The 20,271-nt window shown below is 70.7% G+C and carries 14 protein-coding genes; 6 read left to right on the forward strand and 8 right to left on the reverse strand.

Features of this window, described 5'->3' with window-relative positions:
• Window positions 1–257 precede the first annotated feature (257 nt).
• Complete coding sequence (locus tag QR78_RS26450; RefSeq protein WP_048430589.1) at window positions 258–893, forward strand: S24 family peptidase; 636 nt, start codon at window positions 258–260, stop codon at window positions 891–893.
• A 24-nt stretch (window positions 894–917) separates the two neighbouring features.
• Here the strand turns inward: QR78_RS26450 and QR78_RS26455 are convergent, their stop codons facing one another.
• The 5 genes from QR78_RS26455 to QR78_RS26475 form a co-directional block, all read right to left on the reverse strand.
• A complete protein-coding gene (locus QR78_RS26455; RefSeq protein WP_048430600.1) occupies window positions 918–4,472 on the reverse strand; it encodes a PAS domain-containing hybrid sensor histidine kinase/response regulator in 3,555 nt (1,184 codons plus the stop codon).
• A gap of 96 nt (window positions 4,473–4,568) precedes the next feature.
• Complete coding sequence (locus QR78_RS26460) at window positions 4,569–4,742, reverse strand: metallothionein (protein WP_048430590.1); 174 nt, start codon at window positions 4,740–4,742, stop codon at window positions 4,569–4,571.
• Window positions 4,743–4,745: 3 nt separating this feature from the next.
• Window positions 4,746–5,090, reverse strand: coding sequence for an ArsR/SmtB family transcription factor (locus tag QR78_RS26465; protein WP_244276225.1), 345 nt, complete (start codon window positions 5,088–5,090; stop codon window positions 4,746–4,748).
• 194 nt (window positions 5,091–5,284) lie between these two features.
• Window positions 5,285–6,829: a glycogen synthase GlgA gene (gene glgA, locus QR78_RS26470; RefSeq protein ID WP_082171509.1), complete on the reverse strand. Its 1,545-nt coding sequence runs from the start codon at window positions 6,827–6,829 to the stop codon at window positions 5,285–5,287.
• Window positions 6,830–7,056: 227 nt separating this feature from the next.
• The gene (locus QR78_RS26475; protein WP_048430591.1) at window positions 7,057–8,739 is read right to left on the reverse strand and encodes an alpha-amylase family glycosyl hydrolase; all 1,683 of its coding nucleotides are present in this window, start codon (window positions 8,737–8,739) and stop codon (window positions 7,057–7,059) included.
• 768 nt (window positions 8,740–9,507) lie between these two features.
• On the opposite strand from QR78_RS26475, the gene QR78_RS26480 reads away from it, so the two are divergent.
• The 3 genes from QR78_RS26480 (at window position 9,508) to QR78_RS26490 (ending at window position 12,879) form a co-directional block, all read left to right on the forward strand.
• The gene (locus tag QR78_RS26480) at window positions 9,508–12,027 is read left to right on the forward strand and encodes a glycogen/starch/alpha-glucan phosphorylase (protein ID WP_048430592.1); all 2,520 of its coding nucleotides are present in this window, start codon (window positions 9,508–9,510) and stop codon (window positions 12,025–12,027) included.
• A gap of 300 nt (window positions 12,028–12,327) precedes the next feature.
• On the forward strand, window positions 12,328–12,591 hold the full coding sequence (locus QR78_RS26485) for a type II toxin-antitoxin system Phd/YefM family antitoxin (RefSeq protein WP_048430593.1): 264 nt from the start codon (window positions 12,328–12,330) through the stop codon (window positions 12,589–12,591).
• Window positions 12,592–12,606: 15 nt separating this feature from the next.
• Window positions 12,607–12,879 carry a Txe/YoeB family addiction module toxin gene (locus tag QR78_RS26490; RefSeq protein WP_048430594.1) on the forward strand — a complete coding sequence of 91 codons (273 nt, stop codon included), beginning with the start codon at window positions 12,607–12,609 and terminating at the stop codon, window positions 12,877–12,879.
• Between the two features lie 161 nt (window positions 12,880–13,040).
• Here QR78_RS26490 and QR78_RS26495 read toward each other — a convergent pair whose 3' ends face one another.
• The gene (locus QR78_RS26495) at window positions 13,041–14,600 is read right to left on the reverse strand and encodes an OpgD/OpgG family glucan biosynthesis protein (RefSeq protein ID WP_048430595.1); all 1,560 of its coding nucleotides are present in this window, start codon (window positions 14,598–14,600) and stop codon (window positions 13,041–13,043) included.
• 13 nt (window positions 14,601–14,613) lie between these two features.
• Window positions 14,614–14,793, reverse strand: coding sequence for a hypothetical protein (locus QR78_RS26500; protein ID WP_048430596.1), 180 nt, complete (start codon window positions 14,791–14,793; stop codon window positions 14,614–14,616).
• Between the two features lie 269 nt (window positions 14,794–15,062).
• Between QR78_RS26500 and QR78_RS26505 the strand changes: the two genes are divergently transcribed.
• Window positions 15,063–16,661, forward strand: coding sequence for a gamma-glutamyltransferase family protein (locus tag QR78_RS26505; RefSeq protein WP_048430597.1), 1,599 nt, complete (start codon window positions 15,063–15,065; stop codon window positions 16,659–16,661).
• A 332-nt stretch (window positions 16,662–16,993) separates the two neighbouring features.
• Here QR78_RS26505 and QR78_RS26510 read toward each other — a convergent pair whose 3' ends face one another.
• On the reverse strand, window positions 16,994–18,862 hold the full coding sequence (locus tag QR78_RS26510) for a M3 family oligoendopeptidase (protein WP_048430598.1): 1,869 nt from the start codon (window positions 18,860–18,862) through the stop codon (window positions 16,994–16,996).
• A gap of 317 nt (window positions 18,863–19,179) precedes the next feature.
• Here QR78_RS26510 and QR78_RS26515 point away from each other — a divergent pair.
• A partial coding sequence (locus tag QR78_RS26515) for a sigma-54-dependent transcriptional regulator (protein ID WP_048430599.1) occupies window positions 19,180–20,271 on the forward strand: 1,092 nt, incomplete at its 3' end.

Raw genomic sequence — 20,271 nt, forward strand, 5'->3', positions numbered from 1 at the left:
GTAAAAAAATGGATGTACCCGCCCGCCAGGCCGCCCGGCGCCCCGCCGACCCGGCCGGCCGCCGCGGCCGCCCGCCACAGGGCGGCGGGGCAGATCTTGTAGATGAGGGACATGGGGGCCGCGGATCTCCTCGGGGGGCGGGCGAGCGATAGCGGGCACGGGACGAAGCGGCAACGCCGTTGCCTTTCGGCGACGGTTCGGTAGTTTACATTTGATAGTTCGGTGGTGAACACCGACCGCGGCACGCCAGGTTTCCAATGCTGTCCCACGAGCGAATCTGGTCCGCGATCGATCACCTGGCCCAACGCAACAACCTGACGGCGTCGGGCCTCGCGCGCCGTGCCGGCCTCGACGCGACGAGCTTCAATCGATCGAAGCGGGTCAGTCCCGACGGCCGCAAGCGCTGGCCGTCGACGGAATCCCTCGCCAAGGTCCTGGCCGCCACCGGCGCCACGCTCGACGAGTTCCTGCGCCTGATCGAGCCGCGCCTCCCGGCCTCCCCGCCCGAATCGCGCATCACAGTGCCGGTGATCGACAGCGGCAGCGTGGCGAAGCCGCTCGGGGCCGACGGCCTGCCGGGCCGCGGCGGCATGCTCCAGGAAATGGAGCTGCCGGGCCTCGGCGAGGGCTGCTTCGCCATCGAGGTCCGGGGTGGAGGCCTCACGCCCCTCTACCGGGAGGGCGACGTGCTGGTGGTCTGCCCCCACGCGGAGATGCGCACGGGCGACCGCGTGGTGACCTGCCTCGACCGGGGCGACATCCTGGCGGCCGAGCTGCGCCGGCGCACCCCCCGGGCCGCCGAGCTGAAGGGGCCGCTGCCCGGCGCGCCCGACCGGGTGATCCCGGCCGCCGAGATCGCCTGGATGGCGCGGGTGATGTGGGTGCGGCACTGAGGGAGCGTCCCTCGGGTCCGCCGCCTATTCCGCGGCCTGGCGGCCGCGCCACTGGGTCAGCAGGGCGCGGAGCGCCGCGGGCTTCAGCGGCTTGTTCAGCACCTGGACCCGCTGCGCGGCGGCGGCATCGCGCACGCCGGGCGAGCGGTCCGCGGTGAGGAGCACCGCCGGGATGTCGGCGGCGAGCGCGGCCCGCAAGCCGGCGATGAGGTCGAGGCCGGTGCCCTGGTCGAGGTGGTAGTCGGCGACGATCACGTCCGGGCGGAGCGCGCCGCCGAGCACCAGGGCGAGCGCCTCGCTGAGCGAGCCGGCGGTGTGGAGGGTGCAGCCCCAGTTGCCGACCAGCACCCGCATCCCGTCGACGATCGCCGGCTCGTTGTCGACGGCGAGCACGGTGAGGCCGGCGAGCGGCACGGTGGCGGGGCGGGGTGCCTCGCCCTGCACCTCGAGGGACGGCCTCACGGGGGCGTCCGGTACCGCGACCGAGAAGGCCGAGCCGCGCCCGGGCGTCGAGGCGAGGGTCACCGGATGGTCGAGGAGCCGCGCGGTCCGCTCGACGATCGAGAGGCCGAGGCCGAGGCCGCGGGCGACCCGCGCACCCTGGTCAAGGCGCTGGAACTCGCGGAAGACCAGCCTCTGCTGCGCGGCCGGGATGCCGAGCCCGGTATCGCAGACCATCAGCACCACCCGGTCGCCGCGCCGGCGCGCGCCCACCAGCACGCGGCCTTTCGGCGTGTACTTGATCGCGTTCGAGACGAGGTTGTGCAGCAGCCGCCGCAGGAGCTGCCGGTCGGAGCGCAGGGCGAGGGACGAGGGCATGACGGTGAGGTCCAGCCCCTTCTCCTGCGCCATCGGGCCGAACTCGCGCTGGACCTGGCGGAAGAGGTCCGAGACCCGCACGATCGAGAGCTGGGGCTTCAGCGAGCCGGTATCGAGGCGCGAGATCTCGAGCAGGGCGGTCAGGATCTCCTCGACGGCGTCGAGGGAGGCGTCGACGTTCTCGGCCAGCGTCGGATCGCTGCCGCGGTCGCGCTCGACCAGCGCGCTGGCATAGAGCCGGGCCGCGTTGAGGGGCTGGAGGATGTCGTGGCTGGCCGCCGCCAGGAAGCGGGTCTTCGAGGCGTTCGCATCCTCGGCCTCGGCCTTGGCCCGGGTCAGCGCCGCGTTGAGGCGCGTCAGCTCCTCGGTGCGCTCGCGCACCCGGCTCTCCAGCTCCTCGTTGAGGCGGGTGCGGGCCTCCTCGGCGGCGACCGAGTCGGTCACGTCGGTATAGGTCGCCACCACGCCGCCGTTCGGCAGGAGGTTGGCGCGGATCTCGATCACCCGGCCGCTCGGATGCAGCCGCAGGCGCTGCGGCCCGGATTCGAGCCGGAAGGCGGCGATGCGCTCGGCCACCAGGGTGTCGGCGTCGCGCACCCCGTAGGCGCCCCGGCCGGCATTGTAGCGCACGATCGCCTCGAGCCCGATGCCGGTGCGGATCATCCCGGCCGGCAGGTCGTAGAGGTCGGCGAAGGCCCGGTTCCAGACGATCAGCTTCATGTCGCGGTCGAAGACCGTGATGCCCTGCTTGGCGTGATCGAGCCCGTGCTGGAGGATGTCGCGGCTGTACTGGAACGCCGCCGAGGCGTCGTCGAGGAGCTTCAAGGCCGCCCGCGGCGAGACGTTACGCCGGCGCAGCACCAGCGACAGGGCGAGCCGGGCCGAGGAGGCGCCGATCGCCGAGGCGAGCAGATGCTCGGCGTGGCGCAGCTCGGGCAGGCCCGCCACCGCGTCGTCCGGCAGGGGCCCGCGCCCCTGCGCCTGGGCGAAATCCTTGAAGGCCCGTGCCGCCCGCTCCTCGCCGAGGAAGCGGGCGACCGTGGCGCGCAGCTCGCCCAGGGTCACGGCGCTGCGAAACAGCCGGAAGCTCGGCGTCACGCGCCCGGCCTCGTCGAGCCCCGACACCTGCCCCGACACCTGCCCGAAGGCCTCGGCCTGCAGCCGCTCGATCGCGCTCGGCGGACGCAGGAGCGAGAACGCCACGTAGGCGAGCGCGTTGAGCCCGAGGCTCCACAGCGTGCCGTGGACGAGGCGCGGCACGTCCTCGATGCCCATCAGCGCGGTCGGGCTCAGGGCCTCGATGCCGAAGGGGCCGTCGGCGATGAGCGAGGCGGCCCAGCCCTCCCCGGTGACGAGGCTCGGCAGCAGCAGGGTGTAGAGCCAGACCGCGAACCCGACGATCAGGCCCGCCGCGGCACCCGTGCCGGTGCCGCGGCCCCAGTAGAGCGCACCGATGAAGGCCGGGCCGATCTGCGCCACGGCGGCGAAGGACAGGAGCCCGATCGAGGCGAGCGCCACCTCGCCGGCGACCCGCGAATAGGCGTAGGCCACCAGTACCACCGCGACGATCGCGATGCGGCGCACCACCAGCACGTAGCCGCCGAGATCCGAGGCGCCGGGCTCCGGCGACGGGGGCGCGCCGGCCACGAGGTTGCGCCGGCGCAGCGCCACCGGGATGACGAGGTGGTTCGAGATCATGATCGCCACCGCGACCGATTCGACGATCACCATCGCGGTCGCCGCCGACAGCCCGCCGATGAACGCCACGAGGGCGATGCCGTCGGCCCGCTCGTGCAGCGGCAGCGCCAGCACCGTCATGTCGCGCTGGACCGTGCCCTCCGGGAAGAGCGCGAGGCCGGCGAGCGCGAGCGGCACCACGAACAGGTTGATGAGCACGAGGTAGAGCGGGAAGGTCCAGGCGGCGCGCCCGACATCGGCGACCGCCCGGTTCTCCACCACCGCCATGTGGAACTGGCGCGGCAGCAGCAGCACGGCGGCGGCCGAGAGCAGGACCTGGACGATCAGCGTCGCGGGGCCCGAGGTCTGCCCGACCAGGGCGCCGAGGGAGATGCCGGGCACCGGGACGGGGGGAGCGTCCCGCAGCATCCAGCCGACCACGAAGCCGCCGACGGTGATGAAGGCCACGAGCTTGACGAGGGATTCGAGCGCCACCGCGAGGGTCAGCCCGTCCTGGTGCTCGGTGGCGTCGGCGTGCCGGGTGCCGAAGGCGACCGCGAAGCCCGCCAGCACCAGGGCGACGAACAGGCCGAGATCGCCGAGCATGCCGGCCGAGACCCCGACCCCGTCGGTGGTGCGCAGGAAGACCTGGAGCGAGGCCGCCACCGCCCGCAATTGCAGGGCGATGTAGGGCACGGCGCCGACCACCGAGATCAGGCAGACCAGCGCGGCGATGCGCTCGCTCTTGCCGTAGCGGGCGGCGATGAAATCGGCGATCGAGGTCGAGTTCTGGGCCTTGGCGATCCGCACCACCCGGGCGACCAGCCGGTACCCCAGCCCGACCACCAGGATCGGGCCGACATAGATGGTGAGGAAGTCGAGGCCGGTATGGCTGGCGAGGCCGACCGAGCCGAAGAAGGTCCAGGAGGTGCAGTAGACCGCGAGCGACAGGGCGTAGATCGTCGGCCGAACCCGCGCGTCGCGCATCAGGGTCCGCCCGGCCACGTCGCCCCAATGGGCGACCGCGAACAGGGCGCAGATATAGACGAGGGCCGCCAGCACCACCGTCCAGCCCGCGATCATCGGCTCATCCATCCCCCGTCCGGATGGAGCCCGGACGCTCTTATGTCCGGGGCTTTAGAGCATGCCGGGGCCGGACGCACGACCCCGGCGGGCCGATCAGCCGTGGCAGGTGCAGCCCGCGTGATCGCAGCCGGCATGGTGGGGATGACCCTCGGCGCATTCCTCGCAGCAGAAGGACTTGCCGTCGCGGGAGACGGCCTTCGCCACCGGGACCATGCAGACGCAGTCCTCGCAGGCGCACTTCACGGTCTCGACGTTGGGGCTGGTCATGGGTCAGGGTTCCTCGTGGGGCGAGTGGTCGTGAGAGTGATCGTGGCCGTGGTCGTGCGGCTCGGTGAAGTGGGCCACCATGTTGTGCAGCACGTCGCGCACGTGATCGTCGTCGATCGCGTAGGCGACATGCCGGCCGTGGCGGATCGCCCGCAGGATGCGGGCCGTCCGCAACAGGCGCAGGTGGTGCGAGGTCAGCGATTGCGACAGGCCGAGGGCCTCGCCGATCTCGCCGACGGTCCGCTCCGTCTCCAGGCAGGCCAGCACGATGCGCAGACGATTCGGCTCGCCGAGGAGCCGAAAGACCTCCGCCACGTCACCGACCTGCTCGGGCGACAGGACCTTCACGCGGCCTCTCATCGACACATGAACACGTGCTCATGTATTCCTGCCGTAGGGGCAGATGTCAAGCGTCTCGGCGTTCTGCGGCGGGGTGGAGGCGGGCCGAACGCGAAAGACCCCGCGGAGCCGGGGGCACCGCGGGGTCCAGGAAGACCGGAAGAGTCGACGACCGGGGATCGGCCGGTCACGAGCGATCCGCCTCAGGCGACGGCGCGCGCCCGCATCAGCTCGCCGCCGTTGCCGACGACGCGGGTGTAGAGCGAGGAATAGCCGTCGGCGGCCTGATCCCAGCCGAACTCCCGCGACATGGCGTTGCGCCGCATGGCGCCGAGGCGGCGCTTCGAAGCGAAGACGTCGAAGGCGCGGCGGATGGCGCCGCTCAGGCCCTTGAGCGAGGATTCGCCGAACAGGAAGCCAGTCACGCCGTCCTCGACCGTGTCGGCCAGCCCGCCGGTGCGGTGGACGATCGGCAGGGAGCCGTAGCGCTGGGCATACATCTGGGCGAGGCCGCAGGGCTCGAAGCGCGAGGGCATCAGCAGGAAGTCGCTGCCCGCGAACATCCGGTGGGCATCGGTCTCCTCGAAGCCGACCCGCACCCCGACCGAGCCGGGATGGCGCCGGGCGAGATCGAGGAAGGCGGCCTCGAAGCGGGGCTCGCCCTGGCCGGTGACCACGAGCTGGCCGCCCTCGGCGACGATCGACTCGGCGGCTGCGAGGGTGAGATCGACGCCCTTCTGATGGACGAGGCGCGAGACGATGGCGAAGAGCGGACCGCGCGACACGCCGAGGCCGAAGCGCGTGCGCACCGCGTCGGCATTGGCGCGCTTGCCCTTCCAGTCGTCGGGCTCGAAGCGGGTGGCGAGGTGGGGATCGGTGCGCGGATCCCAGGACTCGTCGATGCCGTTGAGGATGCCGGCGAGCCGTCCCTGATGGGCGCGGGTGCGCAGCAGGCCGTCGAGGCCGCAGCCGAATTCAGGCGTGGTGATCTCGTGGGCGTAGGTCTCGCTCACGGTGGTGACGTGGGAGGCGTAGTACAGGCCGGCCTTTAGGAAGGAGAGCTTGCCGTAGAACTCGACCCCGTCGATGTGGAAGGCGCTCTCCGGCACGCCGATGCGGCCGAGGGTCTCCCACGGGAACAGGCCCTGATAGGCGAGGTTGTGGATCGTCAGCACGCTCGGCGTGCGCAGGCCGCGCCAGGCGAGATAGGCGGGCGCCAGCGCCGTCTGCCAGTCGTTGAGGTGCAGGAGGTCGGCGCGCCATTCGGCGTCGAGGCCCTGCGCGAGTTCGGCGGCCGCGAGGCTGAGGCGGCCGAAGCGCAGGTCGTTGTCGGGGAAGTCGACGCCCTGGTCGCCGTAGGGCGAGCCGTCGCGCTCGTAGAGGCCGGAATTGAGGATGACGTAGACCGGCAGGCCGTCGCCGGTCTCGATCAGGCCGAGGTCGCAGGGCGGCATCTCGGCATTGCCGGGAAGGTGGGCGACGACCGGAATCTCGGGGTGGCGCTCGACGACCTGGCGATAGCCCGGGATCAGGATGCGCACGTCGTAATGCTGGCGCAGGGCCCGGGGCAGCGAGGCCGCGACCTCGCCGAGGCCCCCGGTCTTCACGAAATCCGCCATCTCCGGGGTGGCGTAGAGGATCCGCGGCTTCAGCGAGCCGCGCAGCCTCTCGACGGCCTCCCGCGGGGAGCCGCCAGACGACACGGCCGGCGAATGCCAGGCCGACCGCGCCGACGCCGGAAATGTCATGAATGAGCCCTCACGCCGCGAGCCGGACGGATTGCGAGCGGACGAAACCGCGACGTACTGCCACGACAACGCACGACTCCCGCTTTGGTTCCGTTGCATCGCAACAATATCATGCAATTCCGGGGCAGCAAGATTTTTCTCGTAAAAGACAAGAAAAATCCCGAATTCGCGCCCCGGATGGAAAGCTGTGCCGCGTGAGATCGGAGCTTAGGCGGGGAATAGGCGGATCAGCCCGCCGCGACCGCCGCGCGGCGGATCAGCACCAGCGCCTCGTCTCCCGCAAGTGCGAAATACCCCTCGGGCGCCCGTTCTCCCCGCCGGCCCCCGGCGCTCGACAGGAGGACTTCCCAGTCCTCCCCTGCCCCGCCGACGCCATCCACCCTGGGCTCGCCGTGGCCCGCCTCGATCCTGCAAGCCTCTATCCTGCAAGCCTCGTGCCCGAAATTGAGGGCGACCCGGATCGTCTCGTCGGCGTGGCGGCGCTCGTAGATCAGCACGTCGCCCGCGGCCGAGATCGGGCGGTAGGTGCCGACGCTCAAGGCCGGATGCTCGCGGCGGAGGGCGATCAGGCGGCGGTGCAGGGTGAGGATCGAATCGGACTGGTCCCGCAGCACCTCGACGTTGCGGGTCTGGGCCTGCGGATCGAGGGGCAGCCATGGCTCGACGGTGGAGAAGCCCGCCTGCGGGCCGGGCTGCCACTGCATCGGGGTGCGCTCCGGGTCGCGGCCGCGGCCGGGCTCGTTGTGCTCCCAGGGGTCGCGCACGCGCTCGGGGGCAATCGGCACCCGGCCGAGCCCGATCTCGTCGCCGTAATAGAGCGTCGGCGTTCCCCGCAGGGTCAGCAGCAGCACCGCCGCCACCCGGGCCTGCGCGTCGCCGACCCGGGCGGCGATGCGGGGCTGGTCGTGGTTGCCCAGCACCCAGTTCGGCCAGCCGCCTTCGGGCAGGGCCGCCTCGTATTCCTCGATCAGCCGCGCCACGGCGGGCGCGTGCCAGGGCGTCTGGATCAGCTGGAAGTTGAACGGCAGGTGCGCGCCCGACAGGTCGGTGCCGTAATAGGCCACCAGCCGCTCCAGCGGCAGGTAGATCTCGCCGATCAGCACCCGGGCGTCGTATTCCTCCAGCACCGCCCGCATCTCGGCGATCACCCCCATAACCTCGGGCTGGTCGGCGGAATGGATCTGGAGGAGGCGGTTGATCTCGGGCTCGCCGGCCACGTAATCCGGGTTGGCCGGATTGTCGCGGAGCGCCTCGTCCTTCATCAGGTGCCAGATCACGTCGACCCGGAACCCGTCGACGCCGCGATCGAGCCAGAAGCGCAGCACGTCCATCATCGCGGCGCGCACCTGCGGGTTGCGCCAGTTCAGGTCCGGCTGCTCGCGCAGGAAGGCGTGGTAGTAGTATTGCCCGGTCGCCGGATCGAGGGTCCAGGCCGGGCCGCCGAAATTGCTGATCCAGTTGTTCGGCGGACCGCCGTCGGGTCCGGGATCGCGCCAGATGTACCAGTCGCGCTTGGGGTTGTCGCGCGAGGCGCGGGCCTCGCGGAACCACGGATGGTCCTGCGAGGTGTGATTGGGCACGAAGTCCATGATCACCCGCAGGCGCCGGCGATGCGCCTCGGCCACCAGAGCATCGAAATCGGCGAGCGTGCCGAAGAGCGGATCGATGTCGCAGTAATCCGAGACGTCGTAGCCGTAATCGGCCATCGGCGAGCGGCAGACCGGGGACAGCCACACCGCGTCGACCCCGAGCCAGGCGAGGTAGTCGAGCCGGGCGGTCACGCCCCTGAGGTCGCCGACGCCGTCGCCGTTCGTGTCCTGGAACGAGCGCGGATAGACCTGGTAGACGATGCCGGCCTTCCACCACAGCTCTCCCGCGAGCAGGCGGGCGGGCTTCGCGTCCTCGGTCATGCGGGTCTCCTGATCAAGCTTCGCGGGCGGGTTTCATCGGATGAGACCGGCGACGCGGCGGCGGCGTGCGGCCATCGGGATGCGGCCGGGGTTGAGCGGACGGGCGGGCACCGTTATATATCGTGCACGATCGTAATGCTTACGATCGATCCACCCTCGGCCGGGGGTGCCTTGCGGGAAACCGCTTCCCCGCCTCCGGTTCCCCCGTCGTTCTCACGGAGGTCCGGGGCGTGGCGGGCCCGCATCAGGGATCGCGAGGCGATCGTCTCGCCGACCCGATCGGACCGCCGCGACATGCCGGACCACCAAGACACATCGTACAGCCAAGACACGATGATGACGCCGAGGCACCGTCATGACGCCATCGTCGGGCGGTAGCGACACCGATGGGGCATCGACCCGCGTCGATGCCCAACCGCCGGCAAGAGCGGGAGCGCGGGCGTGACGCCAGACCGGAGGTGCAACCCTGCTCCGCCGGTTGGCCATTCCCTAAGGGCATCGTTTAACCCTAAGGTCGGACGTGCGGACGATCTCGAATGCGTTCACACTCGCTTCAGGCCGGTTCGCCAAAATCAAGTCGCGTTCCCATGAGACGTGTCGGGGCAGCAACACGCGATCAATCGTGTGGTCAAGCTTGGCCCAGGCGTCTCGACATCGCCGTTCCATAGCCACACGATACTGCCGTGGCCGAAGGTTTGCTGCACAGCACGCGACGCGAGATCGCGCTGCAGCACCGGAAAGACCTACGGCAAGGAAGGGGGTTCCAAGGTGCTCAACGAAGCTGTTCTGACCGGTCGCCGCCGTGACGAGACCTCGCGGGATGCCGCCGAGGCGCCGCGCTCCTGGATGCCGCAAGCCGCGCCCGTGGCGCCCGCGGGCGACGACGTCACGGTGATGCGCACCGCGATCCTGGCCAAGCTCGCCTACGCCCTCGGCAAGACGCCCGCCACCGCCCGCGACCGCGACTGGTTCGTCGCGACCGCCCTGGCTTTGCGCGACCGGGCCGTCGCCGCGAACGCCATCTCGGCCGGGATCGTGCCGGCCAAGCGCGTGCACTACCTCTCCCTCGAATTCCTGATCGGGCGCCTGCTCTCCGACGCGATGGGCAATCTCGGCGTCGCCGAGACCGTGCGGGCGGCGCTCGCCGGCCTCGACGTCGATCTCGACGCGGTGGCCGGCGCCGAGCCCGACGCGGCGCTCGGCAATGGCGGCCTCGGGCGGCTCGCCGCCTGCTTCATGGAGAGCATGGCGAGCCTGGCCATTCCCGCCTACGGCTACGGCATCCGCTACGATCACGGCCTCTTCCGGCAGGTGATCGAGGACGGGGTCCAGCGCGAGGTGCCGGAGACCTGGCTTGCCGAGGGCAACCCCTGGGAGTTCGAGCGGGCCGAGGCGACCTGTGAGGTCGGCTTCGGCGGCGACGTCGCCATGAGCGTCCAGCCGGACGGGACGCTGCGCCGCGTCTGGCGCCCGGCCGAGACCGTGCGCGCCGTGCCCTACGACACCCCGGTGATCGGCCGCGGGGCCAAGCACGTCAACGCGCTCCGCCTCTGGGCCGCCCGCGCGCCCGAGGCGATCGACCTCGCCCGCTTCAATGCCGGCGACCATGTCGGGGCGGTCGCCGAGCGCGCCCGGGCCGAGGCGATCTCGCGGGTGCTCTATCCCAGCGACGGCACGCCGGCCGGCCAGGAACTGCGCCTGCGCCAGGAATTCTTCTTCACCTCGGCCTCGCTCCAGGATCTGGTGCGCCGCCACGTCGCCGAGCGCGGCGACCTGCGCTCGCTGCCCGACCACGCGGCGATCCAGCTCAACGACACCCACCCGGCCATCGCCGTGCCGGAGCTGATGCGGCTCCTCGTCGACGTCCACGGCCTGTCCTGGGAGGATGCCTGGCACGTCACCACCCAGACGCTCGGCTACACCAACCACACCCTGATGCCGGAGGCCCTGGAGACCTGGCCGGTGGAGCTGATGGAGCGGCTGCTGCCGCGCCACATGCAGATCATCTACCTGATCAACTGGATGCACCTCGAGGAGGTGTCGAAGCACGGCAGCTCGCCCGAGCACCTCGCCGAGGTCTCGCTGATCGACGAGAGCCACGGCAAGCGCGTCCGCATGGGCCATCTCGCCTTCCTGGGCGCGCGCCGCGTCAACGGCGTCTCGGCGCTCCATACCGAGCTGATGCGCCAGACGGTGTTCGCGCCGCTCCACGCCCTCGACACCGACAAGATCGTCAACAAGACCAACGGCATCACCTTCCGGCGCTGGCTCCACAACGCCAATCCGGGCCTCACCGCGCTCGCCGTCGAGGCGGTCGGCGCGAAGGCGCTGGACGATCCGCGCCACCTCGAAGGGCTCGCCGCCTTCGCCGACGATGCGAGCTTCCAGGCGCGCTACGCGGCGGTGCGCCGGGAGCGCAAGGAAGCGCTCGCCCGCGTGGTCGAGGATCGCACCGGCATCACCCTCGATCCGGAGGCGTTGTTCGACGTCCAGATCAAGCGCATCCACGAGTACAAGCGCCAGCTCCTCAACATCCTGGAGACGGTCGCGCTCTACCAGGCGATCAAGGCCGAGCCGCACCGCGACTGGACGCCCCGGGTCAAGCTCTTCGCCGGCAAGGCCGCGCCGAGCTACCACCAGGCCAAGCTGATCATTCGGCTTGCCAGCGACGTGGCCAAGCGCGTCAACGCCGATCCGGACGTGGCCGGGCGCCTGACCGTGGCCTTCGTGCCGAACTACTCGGTGAGCCTCGCCGAATCGATCATCCCGGCGGCCGACCTCTCGGAGCAGATCTCGACCGCGGGCCTGGAGGCCTCGGGCACCGGCAACATGAAGCTGGCGCTCAACGGCGCGCTCACCATCGGCACCCTCGACGGCGCCAATATCGAGATCAAGGACCATGTCGGTCCCGACAACATCTTCATCTTCGGCCTCGACGCGGCCGGCGTCCAGCGCACGCAGAGCCAGCCGGGCTACGCTTCGCGCGCCATCGCGGCCTCGCCCCGTCTGCGCGCTGCCCTCGACATGATCGCGGCCGGCGGGTTCTCGCCGGGCGAGCCGGGCCGCTTCCGCCCGCTCGTCGACGAACTCACCCACGGCGACCGCTTCCTGCTCACCGCCGATTTCGACGATTACTGGCGCGCGCAACGCGAGGTCGACGCGGCCTGGCGCCGGCCGAAGACCTGGTGGCGCTCGGCGATCCTCAACACCGCGCGGACCGCGTGGTTCTCGTCGGACCGGACGATGCGGGAATACGCCGAGGAGATCTGGCGGGTGCGGGTGGGCTGACGCCCTCCGACCCTATGACCAAAAGAGAAGCCCTGCGGCGCGAGCCGCGGGGCTTCTTTGCGATGTCCAGGCGAGGCCGCAAAGCCACCGGCCTGCCTCGATCTCGCCCCGCCTGGAGCAAGCGCACAGGGCCGGACACGCGTCCGGCTGGGATAGGGGGATGGATGTGCCTGGCAACGGCAACTCGCCCCCGGACTATGTGGCGGCGGCGGACACCAAGACCCGACCGCTTCCGATGCACGGCCCCTTGGCGGCGATGTCGGCACGAGATATGTACGTGATGACGTACAGAGGCCAGCCATGACTCATGTGAGCCTGACCGACTTTCGACAGAGCATCGCTGCCCATTTCGACAGGGTCGAGCGTGACCGCGAAGAGCTGGTCGTCACCCGCCAGGGTCACGAACCGCTGGTGTTGCTGCCACTCGCCGAGTTGGAGAGCCTCCGGGAGACCCTGCACCTGCTGGGCACGCCCGCCAATGCCCGGCGACTGATGCGGTCGATCGAGCAGCTCGACGCAGGTCAAACGATCGAACGCGCGCTCATCGAACCCGATCAGCCCTGAGGGGGCCGCCGGGGGATGAAGTTGACCTTCTCGGACGATGCCTGGAGCGATTATGTGTTCTGGCAGGGTGAGAACACGGCCACGCTGGAGCGGATCAATGCTCTCGTCAAAGAGATCAAACGCACGCCCTTCACCGGGACGGGCAAGCCCGAGCCTTTGAAGTTCAAGCTCAAGGGTTGGTGGTCGCGCCGGATCTCGGGGGAGCACCGACTCGTCTATCGTGTGAGTGGTTTCGGCTCGACCCATACCCTCGAGATCGCGCAATGCCGATGGCACTACGATGATTAGAGCGATTCACGATCGCCTTGCAATCGCGAAGCTCTCTAGATCTTTGGATTTGCCGCATTTTCTGCGACGAACCGGTATCCACTTCGTCGGAAAATGCTCATGATCATCATCCGACGATCCGATGGCCGTTTCGTCGGACGATGATCCAGGAAGCAACGGCGTCACGCCGCCGGAATATACTGGTACGTCCAGGTCTCGCTCAGCGTCTCGTCCCCGCGGCGCAGAAAGAGCCGCAGCTCGACAGGCTCCGCGCCCGTGACCGCCAGGTCGAACTCGGCCCGCCAATGGCCCGGCACGTCGTCCGGCACCGCCTCGGTGCGGGCGAGCGGGAAGGTGCCGCGCGACGCGGTGAGCACCGGCTCCGGCTTCACCCCGGCGGGCAGGCGGCCGAGGGGTTCGCCCAAAAACTCGACCACGAACTTGCGCACGCCCTTCGGCCGGTCGGTGCCGGCCTGGCCGCCATTGCCCTCGCGGGTGGCGACGACGCGAGCGAGGTTGCTCGGGTAGGGCTCGCCCGCGACCCAGTGCAGGCGGTAGGCGAGGTCGTGCGAGGACCCGGCGCGGGCGGGTTCGGCCGGCACCCACATCGCCACCACGTTGTCGTGGATCTCGTCGTCGGTGGCGTTCTCGACCAGCTGGACGCTGCCCTTGCCCCAATCACCCAGGGGCTCGACCCAGAGCGAGGGCCGGCGGTCGTAGTAGACGCCGTCCTGGTAGTGGTCGAACAGGCGGTCGCGCTGCATCAGGCCGAAGCCGCGGGGGCGCTCGTCCGAGAAGGCCGACACCATGGTGCGGGGCGGGTTGCGCAAGGGCCGCCAGATCCGCTCGCCGGTGCCGGTCCAGAGCGCCAGCCCGTCGGAATCGTGCACCTCCGGCCGCCAATCCACGGCGGTGGGCTTGGCGGTCTCGGAGAACCAGTACATCGAGGTGAGCGGCGCGAGGCCGAAGCGGCCGACATCCTTGCGCAGGTGCAGGCTCGCCTCGATGTCCATCACCACCGACTTGGTGCGCCGCATCTTGAAGCGATAGGCGCCGGCGGCCGAGGGGCCGTCGAGCAGCGTCACGACCGTGACGGTGTCGGAATCCGGCGCCGGGGTCTCGAACCAGACATGGGTGAAGTCCGGGAATTCCTCCGGCCGGTCCGGCATCACCGTGTCGAGGGCGAGCCCCCGGGCCGAGAGGCCGTACTGGTAGAGCTCGCCGATCGCCCGGAAATACGAGGCGCCGAGGAAGGCCACCCAGTCGTTGCGGCGCCAGTCGAGGGGGCCGCCGCGGCGCTCCTGGAAGCGAAAGCCGGCAAAGCCCGGATTCGGCGGCAACCGCCGTGCCGGCGAATCCGCCGGCAGCTCGAAGGCGGCCGGATCGTAGACGATCTCGCGCGCCTGGCCCCCCTCGACGACGTGCATCCGCACCGGCTTCTGGAAGTAGCGGCCGAGATGGAAGAACGTGACCGGGAAGGCGCTCGGGCCGTCGGCCCAGAGCGCGTGGTCGGACTTGAACTTGAGCTTGCCGTGGGCGTCGTAGTCGATCGCCTGCAGGACGTCGCGGTCGGGAATCGCGGGCGGCGCGTAGGGCTTGGCGGCCATCTCCCTCGCCCGGGCCTTCAGGGCCTCGAAGCTGAACGGCTCCGGCGTGCCGAGGGGCAGTTCGGCGCTCAGGACCTCGGGGCCGGAGGCGAGCAGGAGCGCGGCGCCGGCGAGCAGACTGCGACGGTCGATCATCGGGAGGCGCGCCTTAACGGATCGGCTCGATGCTGGTGGCCCGGCGCCAGAGCTGGACCATGATGTAGAGGGCGCAGAGGCTGAACAGCACCATCAGGACGTGGCCGACGGTGTCGCCGAGCTCGAAGATGCCGGCGAGCGCCCAGCCCGCCGCGATGGCCACCGCGAACACCTCGACGCCGACCAGCACCATGATGCTGAGGATGGTGACGAGGCTGCGGGGCTTGAGGGAAGCTGATGCGGGCACGCGGCCTGACCCTTGTGCTGGATGGCGGGGCGACGGGCGGGCAAGGCGCCTATCGTTTCACGGCTCCGGGGACTAGCCTGAACCGGCGGCCCCGCGCAACCGCGCGGCCCCCTGCCCGTCGATTTCGTAACGTCACCGCAAGCCGCCCGTCATCCAAAGCCGCAAGCCTTGCAAAGCCGCAAGCCATCCAAAGCCGAGAGACATCCAAGCCCCCGATGCCCGAGACCCCCGTCTTCGCCCGCGCCGCCTGCGCGGCCCCCCACCACCTCGCGGCCGAGGCCGGCCGGGCGATCCTCGCCGAGGGCGGCAACGCCGTCGAGGCGATGCTCGCCATGGCGGCGACCATCGCGGTGGTCTATCCCCACATGAACGGCCTCGGCGGCGACGGCTTCTGGCTGATCCGCGGCCCGACCGGCGTCGTGCGGGCGATCGAGGCCTGCGGCCCGGCCGGCAGCCTCGCGACGATCGAGCGCTACCGCGACAAGGGCCACGAGACGATCCCCGAGCGCGGGCCCGACGCGGCCCTGACGGTGGCCGGCGCGGTCGGCGGCTGGGCGCTGGCGCACGAGATCGCCCGCGATCTCGGCGGGCGCCTGCCCCTCGACCTCGTCCTGTCCGATGCCGTGCGCCACGCCCGCGAGGGTGTGGCGGTCTCGGCCTCCGAGGCGCGCTACGTGCCGAAGGAACTCGACACGCTCCACGACCAGCCGGGCTTCAAGGACACTTTTTTGGTCGACGGCAAGCCGCCGAAGGCCGGCGTGAAACGGGCGCTGCCGGCGCTCGCCGCGACGCTCGAGCAGCTCGGCCATGCCGGGCTCGACGATTTCTACCGCGGCGATGTCGGCCGCGAGATCGCCGCCGATCTCGAACGGGCCGGGAGCCCGGTCACCCGCGCCGATATCCAGCGCTACCGGGCGGTGTCGCGGGCGCCGCTGTCGCTGAAGCTCTCGGGCGGGACGGTCTACAACTGCCCGCCACCGAGCCAGGGCCTCGCGGCGCTGACGATCCTCGGCCTCTACGAGCGGCTGGGCCGCATCCGGCCCGAGACGGCGGCGCATTACCACGGCCTGATCGAGGCGACGAAGCGCGCCTTCCGGATCCGCGACGCGGTGGTGACCGACTTCGACCGCCTGCGCCACGATCCCGCGGCGTTCCTCACGCCGGAGCGCCTGGCGGCCGAGGCCGCGGCGATCCGCATGGACCGGGCCTCGCCCTACCCCGTGCGCCCGGTCGGCGACGGCGATACGGTGTGGATGGGGGCGATCGATGCGAACGGCGTCGCGGTCTCCTACATCCAGTCGGTCTACTGGGAATTCGGCTCCGGCCTCGTCCTGCCGCGCACCGGCATCACCTGGCAGAACCGCGGCATCGCGTTCTCGCTCGATCCCAAGGCCGTCAACCCGCTGGAGCCGGGGCGGCGGCCGTTCCACACCCTCAACCCGGCCCTTGCCGTGCTCGCCGACGGGCGGGTCATGTCCTACGGCAGCATGGGCGGCGACGGGCAGCCGCAATTCCAGGCCCAGGTCTTCACCCGCTACGCCACCTACGGCATGGGCGTGGCCGAGGCGGTGGACGCGCCGCGTCTTCTGTTCGGCCGCACCTGGGGTGCGGACTCGATGACCGTGAAGGTCGAGGACCGGTTCGACTCCGCCTGCATCGCGGCGCTGTCGCGGATGGGCCACGAGGTCGAGGAGCTGGGCGGCTCCTACATCGACTCGCTGGGCCATGCCGGCCTGCTGGTGCGCCACGCGGGCAACGGCCGGATCGAGGCGACGCACGATCCGCGCTCGGATGGCGGGGCGGCGGGGGTGTGAGGGGGCCTGAGTTTTCGGCCGCGGTTCCTGCCTTCTTCTCAGGCCCCCTCGACCAACGATCCCCGTATCGTGGGAGATTTTTCATCCCACCCACACCCTCATCCTGAGGCGTCAGCCCATCGAAGATGGGCTGACCTGGAAGGAGGTCTCCAGCAGGCTCGGAGATTTCTGAAGCCCTTCTTCGAGGTCGGTCGATCCGCGATCGACTGATACCTCAGGATGAGGCCGCAAGTGGGAGAAGGGGAGGCTTGCCAGCCCTCACCCACCGATCCGCGACCCCGAAACGCGACGCCCGAACCGACGGCCGGATCATCGGCCGCCGGCCGGCACCCTCACGCCTCCATCGCCTCCAGCTCCGCGATCATGCCCTCGATCATCGAGAGGCCGATCTGCCAGAAGGCCGGGTCGCGGGCATCCAGCCCGAACGGCGCCAGGAGTTCGCCGTAGGGCCGGCTGCCGCCGGCGGCGAGCAGCGCGAAGTAGCGCTCGACGAAGGCCTCTTCCGCCGCCGGGTCGCCGTTCGCCCGCTGGTAGACGCCGTAGAGCGAGTTCACCAGGCAGTCGCCGAAGGCGTAGGCGTAGACGTAGAACGGCGAGTGGATGAAGTGGGGGATGTAGGCCCAGTAGGGCTCGTAGCCCTCGTCGAGGCGGATCGCCGGGCCGAGGCTCTCGGCCTGGACCGACATCCAGAGCTCGCAGATCTTCTCGGCGGTCAGCTCGCCCTCCCGGCGGGCGAGGTGGACCTTGCGCTCGAAGGCGTAGAACGCGATCTGGCGTACCACCGTGTTGATCATGTCCTCGACCTTGGCGGCCAGCATCGCCCGGCGCTGGACCGGGTCGGTGGTGGCCTCCAGCACCCGCCGGAAGGTCAGCATCTCGCCGAACACGCTGGCGGTCTCGGCCAGCGTCAGCGGCGTCGGGGCCATCAGCGCGCCGTTGGGCCCCGCCAGCACCTGGTGGACGCCGTGACCGAGTTCGTGGGCGAGCGTCATCACGTCCCGCGGCTTGCCCTGGTAGTTGACCAGTACGAAGGGGTGGGCCGAGGGCACGGTCGGATGCGCGAAGGCGCCCGGCGCCTTGCCGGGGCGCACCGGCGCGTCGATCCAGCTGCCGTCGAAGAAGCGCCGGGCGATCTCGGCCATCTTCGGCGAGAACGCGCCGTAGGCCGACAGCACGGTCTCGCGCGCCTCGGCCCAGGGGATCGTGCGCTGCTCGACCTTCGGCAGCGGCGCGTTGCGGTCCCAGTAGGCCAGGCTGTCGCGCCCGAACCACCGCGCCTTCAGCGTGTAGTAGCGGTGCGACAGGCGCGGATAGGCCGCCTGAACGGCGGCGACCAGCGCCTCGACGGTGTCGCGCTCGACCCGGTTGGCGAGGTGGCGGGCATCCGACACGTCGGTGAAGCCGCGCCAGCGGTCGGAGATCTCCTTGTCCTTGGCCAGCGTGTTGGTGATCAGCGTGAACACCCGCAGGTTCGACCGGAACACGTGGCTCAGCGCGCCGGCCGCGTCCCGGCGCACGGCCTCGTCCGGGTCCTGGAGCTTGTTGAGGGTCGGCTCCAGCGTCAGTTCCTCGCCCCGCAGGGGGAAGCGCAGCGACGCGATGGTCTCGTCGAACAGCCGGTTCCAGGCGGCGCGGCCGGTCACCGACTTCTCGAGGAAGAGCTTTTCCGCCTCGTCGCTCAGCTGGTGCGGCTTCTCGCGGCGGATATCCTCGAGCCAGGGCCGGTAGCGCGACAGCGGCGGGTGGGCGGCGGCCTCGTCGATCAGCCGGTCCTCGACCCGGTTGAGCTCGAGGGTGAAGAACAGGAGGTCGCTCGCCGCGGCGGTCAGGCGCTCCTGGGTGTCGCCGTAGAACTTCGCCCGCGCCGGATCGGTGGTGTCGCCCGAATAGACGAGGCCGGCATAGGACATCAGCCGGCCGAGCCGATCCTCGATCGCCTCGTAGGCGGCGACCGCGGTGCCGAGCCGGTCGGGGGCGCCGTCGCCCGCCGCGAGCCCGGCGACCCGGCCGCGATAGCTCTCGGCGAAGGCCCGGCACTCGGCCTCGGCCTGCTTGAGATCGTCGGCGAAGGCCGGGTCGTCGAGCCCGGCATAGAGGTCCGACAGGTCCCATTCCGGCAGCGGCCCGAGATCGACGGCGCGGGCCGTGGCCTGGGCGGTGCTCAGGGCGCTGTCCGACGGTGCGGCGGCACTCTGCGGCATGGGGGTGTTCCTCTCGGGGCGCGAAGGCAATGTCGGGCGTGCGCCGGCACATATCGGCTCCCACCGGCCCGCGATCAACCGAGGCCGCGGCGATTGCGCGATCACCGCCCCGCCAGCACGCGCCGTGCCGCCGACCGGGCCCCGGACGGGCAACCTTCCGTTGGCGTTAAGGGGCACTTTACGGTTGTGGCGCAGCATGCGGCTCGAAACGAAACAGTCCCGCGATTCGCGCCGCCCCCTCGTCGGAGCGCGGCGCCGGACACGGAACGAGGCCCCGGGCGGCGCGAGCCGCCGCCCCGGTCCCCCGAGGAGAGCAGATGACCACCACGGTCCTCATCGTCGACGACGATCCCGTGCAGCGCCGCCTGGCGGAAGCCATGGTCCGGCGCCTCGGGTACGAGGCGGTGGTCGCCGAGAGCGGGACGGCCGGGCTCGATGCGCTGCGCGCCCCCGATGCCGGCATCGACGTGGTGCTCCTCGACCTCGCCATGCCGGGCGACCTCGACGGGCTCGGCGTGCTGGCCGAATTGCGCAAGGCCGGCATCGACACGCCGGTCATCGTCCAGACGGCGAACGGCTCGATCGACGCGGTCGTCAACGCGATGCGGGCGGGCGCGATCGACTTCGTGGTCAAGCCCGCCGGCCCCGAGCGGCTCCAGGTCTCGATCCGCAACGCCCTCCAGGTCGACCAGCTCCAGGACGAGATCCGGCGGATGCGCCGGCGGGCGTCCGGCGCGCTATCGTTCCGCGACCTCACCTCGAAGAGCCCCGACATGGGCCGGGTGATGCGGCTCGCCGAGCGGGCGGCGAAATCCACCATCCCGGTCCTGATCGAGGGCGAGTCCGGCGTCGGCAAGGAGGTGCTGGCCCGCGCGATCCAGGGCTCGGGCGAGCGCCGCGGCAAGCCCTTCGTCACGGTCAATTGCGGGGCGATCCCCGACAACCTCGTCGAATCGACCCTGTTCGGCCACGAGAAGGGGGCGTTTACCGGCGCCACCGAGCGCCATCTCGGCAAGTTCGTCGAGGCCTCGGGCGGCACGCTCTTCCTCGACGAGATCGGCGAACTGCCCCTCGACGCGCAGGTGAAGCTCTTGCGCGCGCTGCAGGAAGGCGAGGTCGATCCGGTCGGCGGGCGCAAGAGCGTGCGGGTCGACATCCGGCTGATCTCGGCGACCAACCGTTCGCTCCTCGACCTCGTGAAGCAGGGCCGCTTCCGCGAGGACCTGTACTACCGCCTCAACGTCTTCCCGATGACCCTGCCCCCCTTACGGGCCCGGCGCGAGGACATCCCGGACCTCGCCCGCTCGTTCTGCGCCCGCTTCGCGGCCGAGGAGGGCAAGCGGGTCCGCGGCATCGCCGCGGAGGCGATGGCGCTCATCACCCGCTACGACTGGCCCGGCAACGTGCGC

Origin of the sequence: Methylobacterium indicum, assembly GCF_001043895.1 — a bacterium.
Lineage (GTDB): Bacteria > Pseudomonadota > Alphaproteobacteria > Rhizobiales > Beijerinckiaceae > Methylobacterium > Methylobacterium indicum.

Coding starts and splice junctions, on each gene's coding strand:
- QR78_RS26500 (WP_048430596.1), bottom strand. CDS start 14,793: ATGGTGCTGGTCGGCGTCGAGGTGTTCGCGGTGGCCATCGCGGCGGGC.
- QR78_RS26510 (WP_048430598.1), bottom strand. CDS start 18,862: ATGCCGCAGAGTGCCGCCGCACCGTCGGACAGCGCCCTGAGCACCGCC.
- QR78_RS26475 (WP_048430591.1), bottom strand. CDS start 8,739: ATGACCGAGGACGCGAAGCCCGCCCGCCTGCTCGCGGGAGAGCTGTGG.
- QR78_RS26505 (WP_048430597.1), top strand. CDS start 15,063: ATGCCCGAGACCCCCGTCTTCGCCCGCGCCGCCTGCGCGGCCCCCCAC.
- QR78_RS26490 (WP_048430594.1), top strand. CDS start 12,607: ATGAAGTTGACCTTCTCGGACGATGCCTGGAGCGATTATGTGTTCTGG.
- QR78_RS26455 (WP_048430600.1), bottom strand. CDS start 4,472: ATGATCGCGGGCTGGACGGTGGTGCTGGCGGCCCTCGTCTATATCTGC.
- glgA (WP_082171509.1), bottom strand. CDS start 6,829: ATGACATTTCCGGCGTCGGCGCGGTCGGCCTGGCATTCGCCGGCCGTG.
- QR78_RS26495 (WP_048430595.1), bottom strand. CDS start 14,600: ATGATCGACCGTCGCAGTCTGCTCGCCGGCGCCGCGCTCCTGCTCGCC.
- QR78_RS26450 (WP_048430589.1), top strand. CDS start 258: ATGCTGTCCCACGAGCGAATCTGGTCCGCGATCGATCACCTGGCCCAA.
- QR78_RS26460 (WP_048430590.1), bottom strand. CDS start 4,742: ATGACCAGCCCCAACGTCGAGACCGTGAAGTGCGCCTGCGAGGACTGC.
- QR78_RS26485 (WP_048430593.1), top strand. CDS start 12,328: ATGACTCATGTGAGCCTGACCGACTTTCGACAGAGCATCGCTGCCCAT.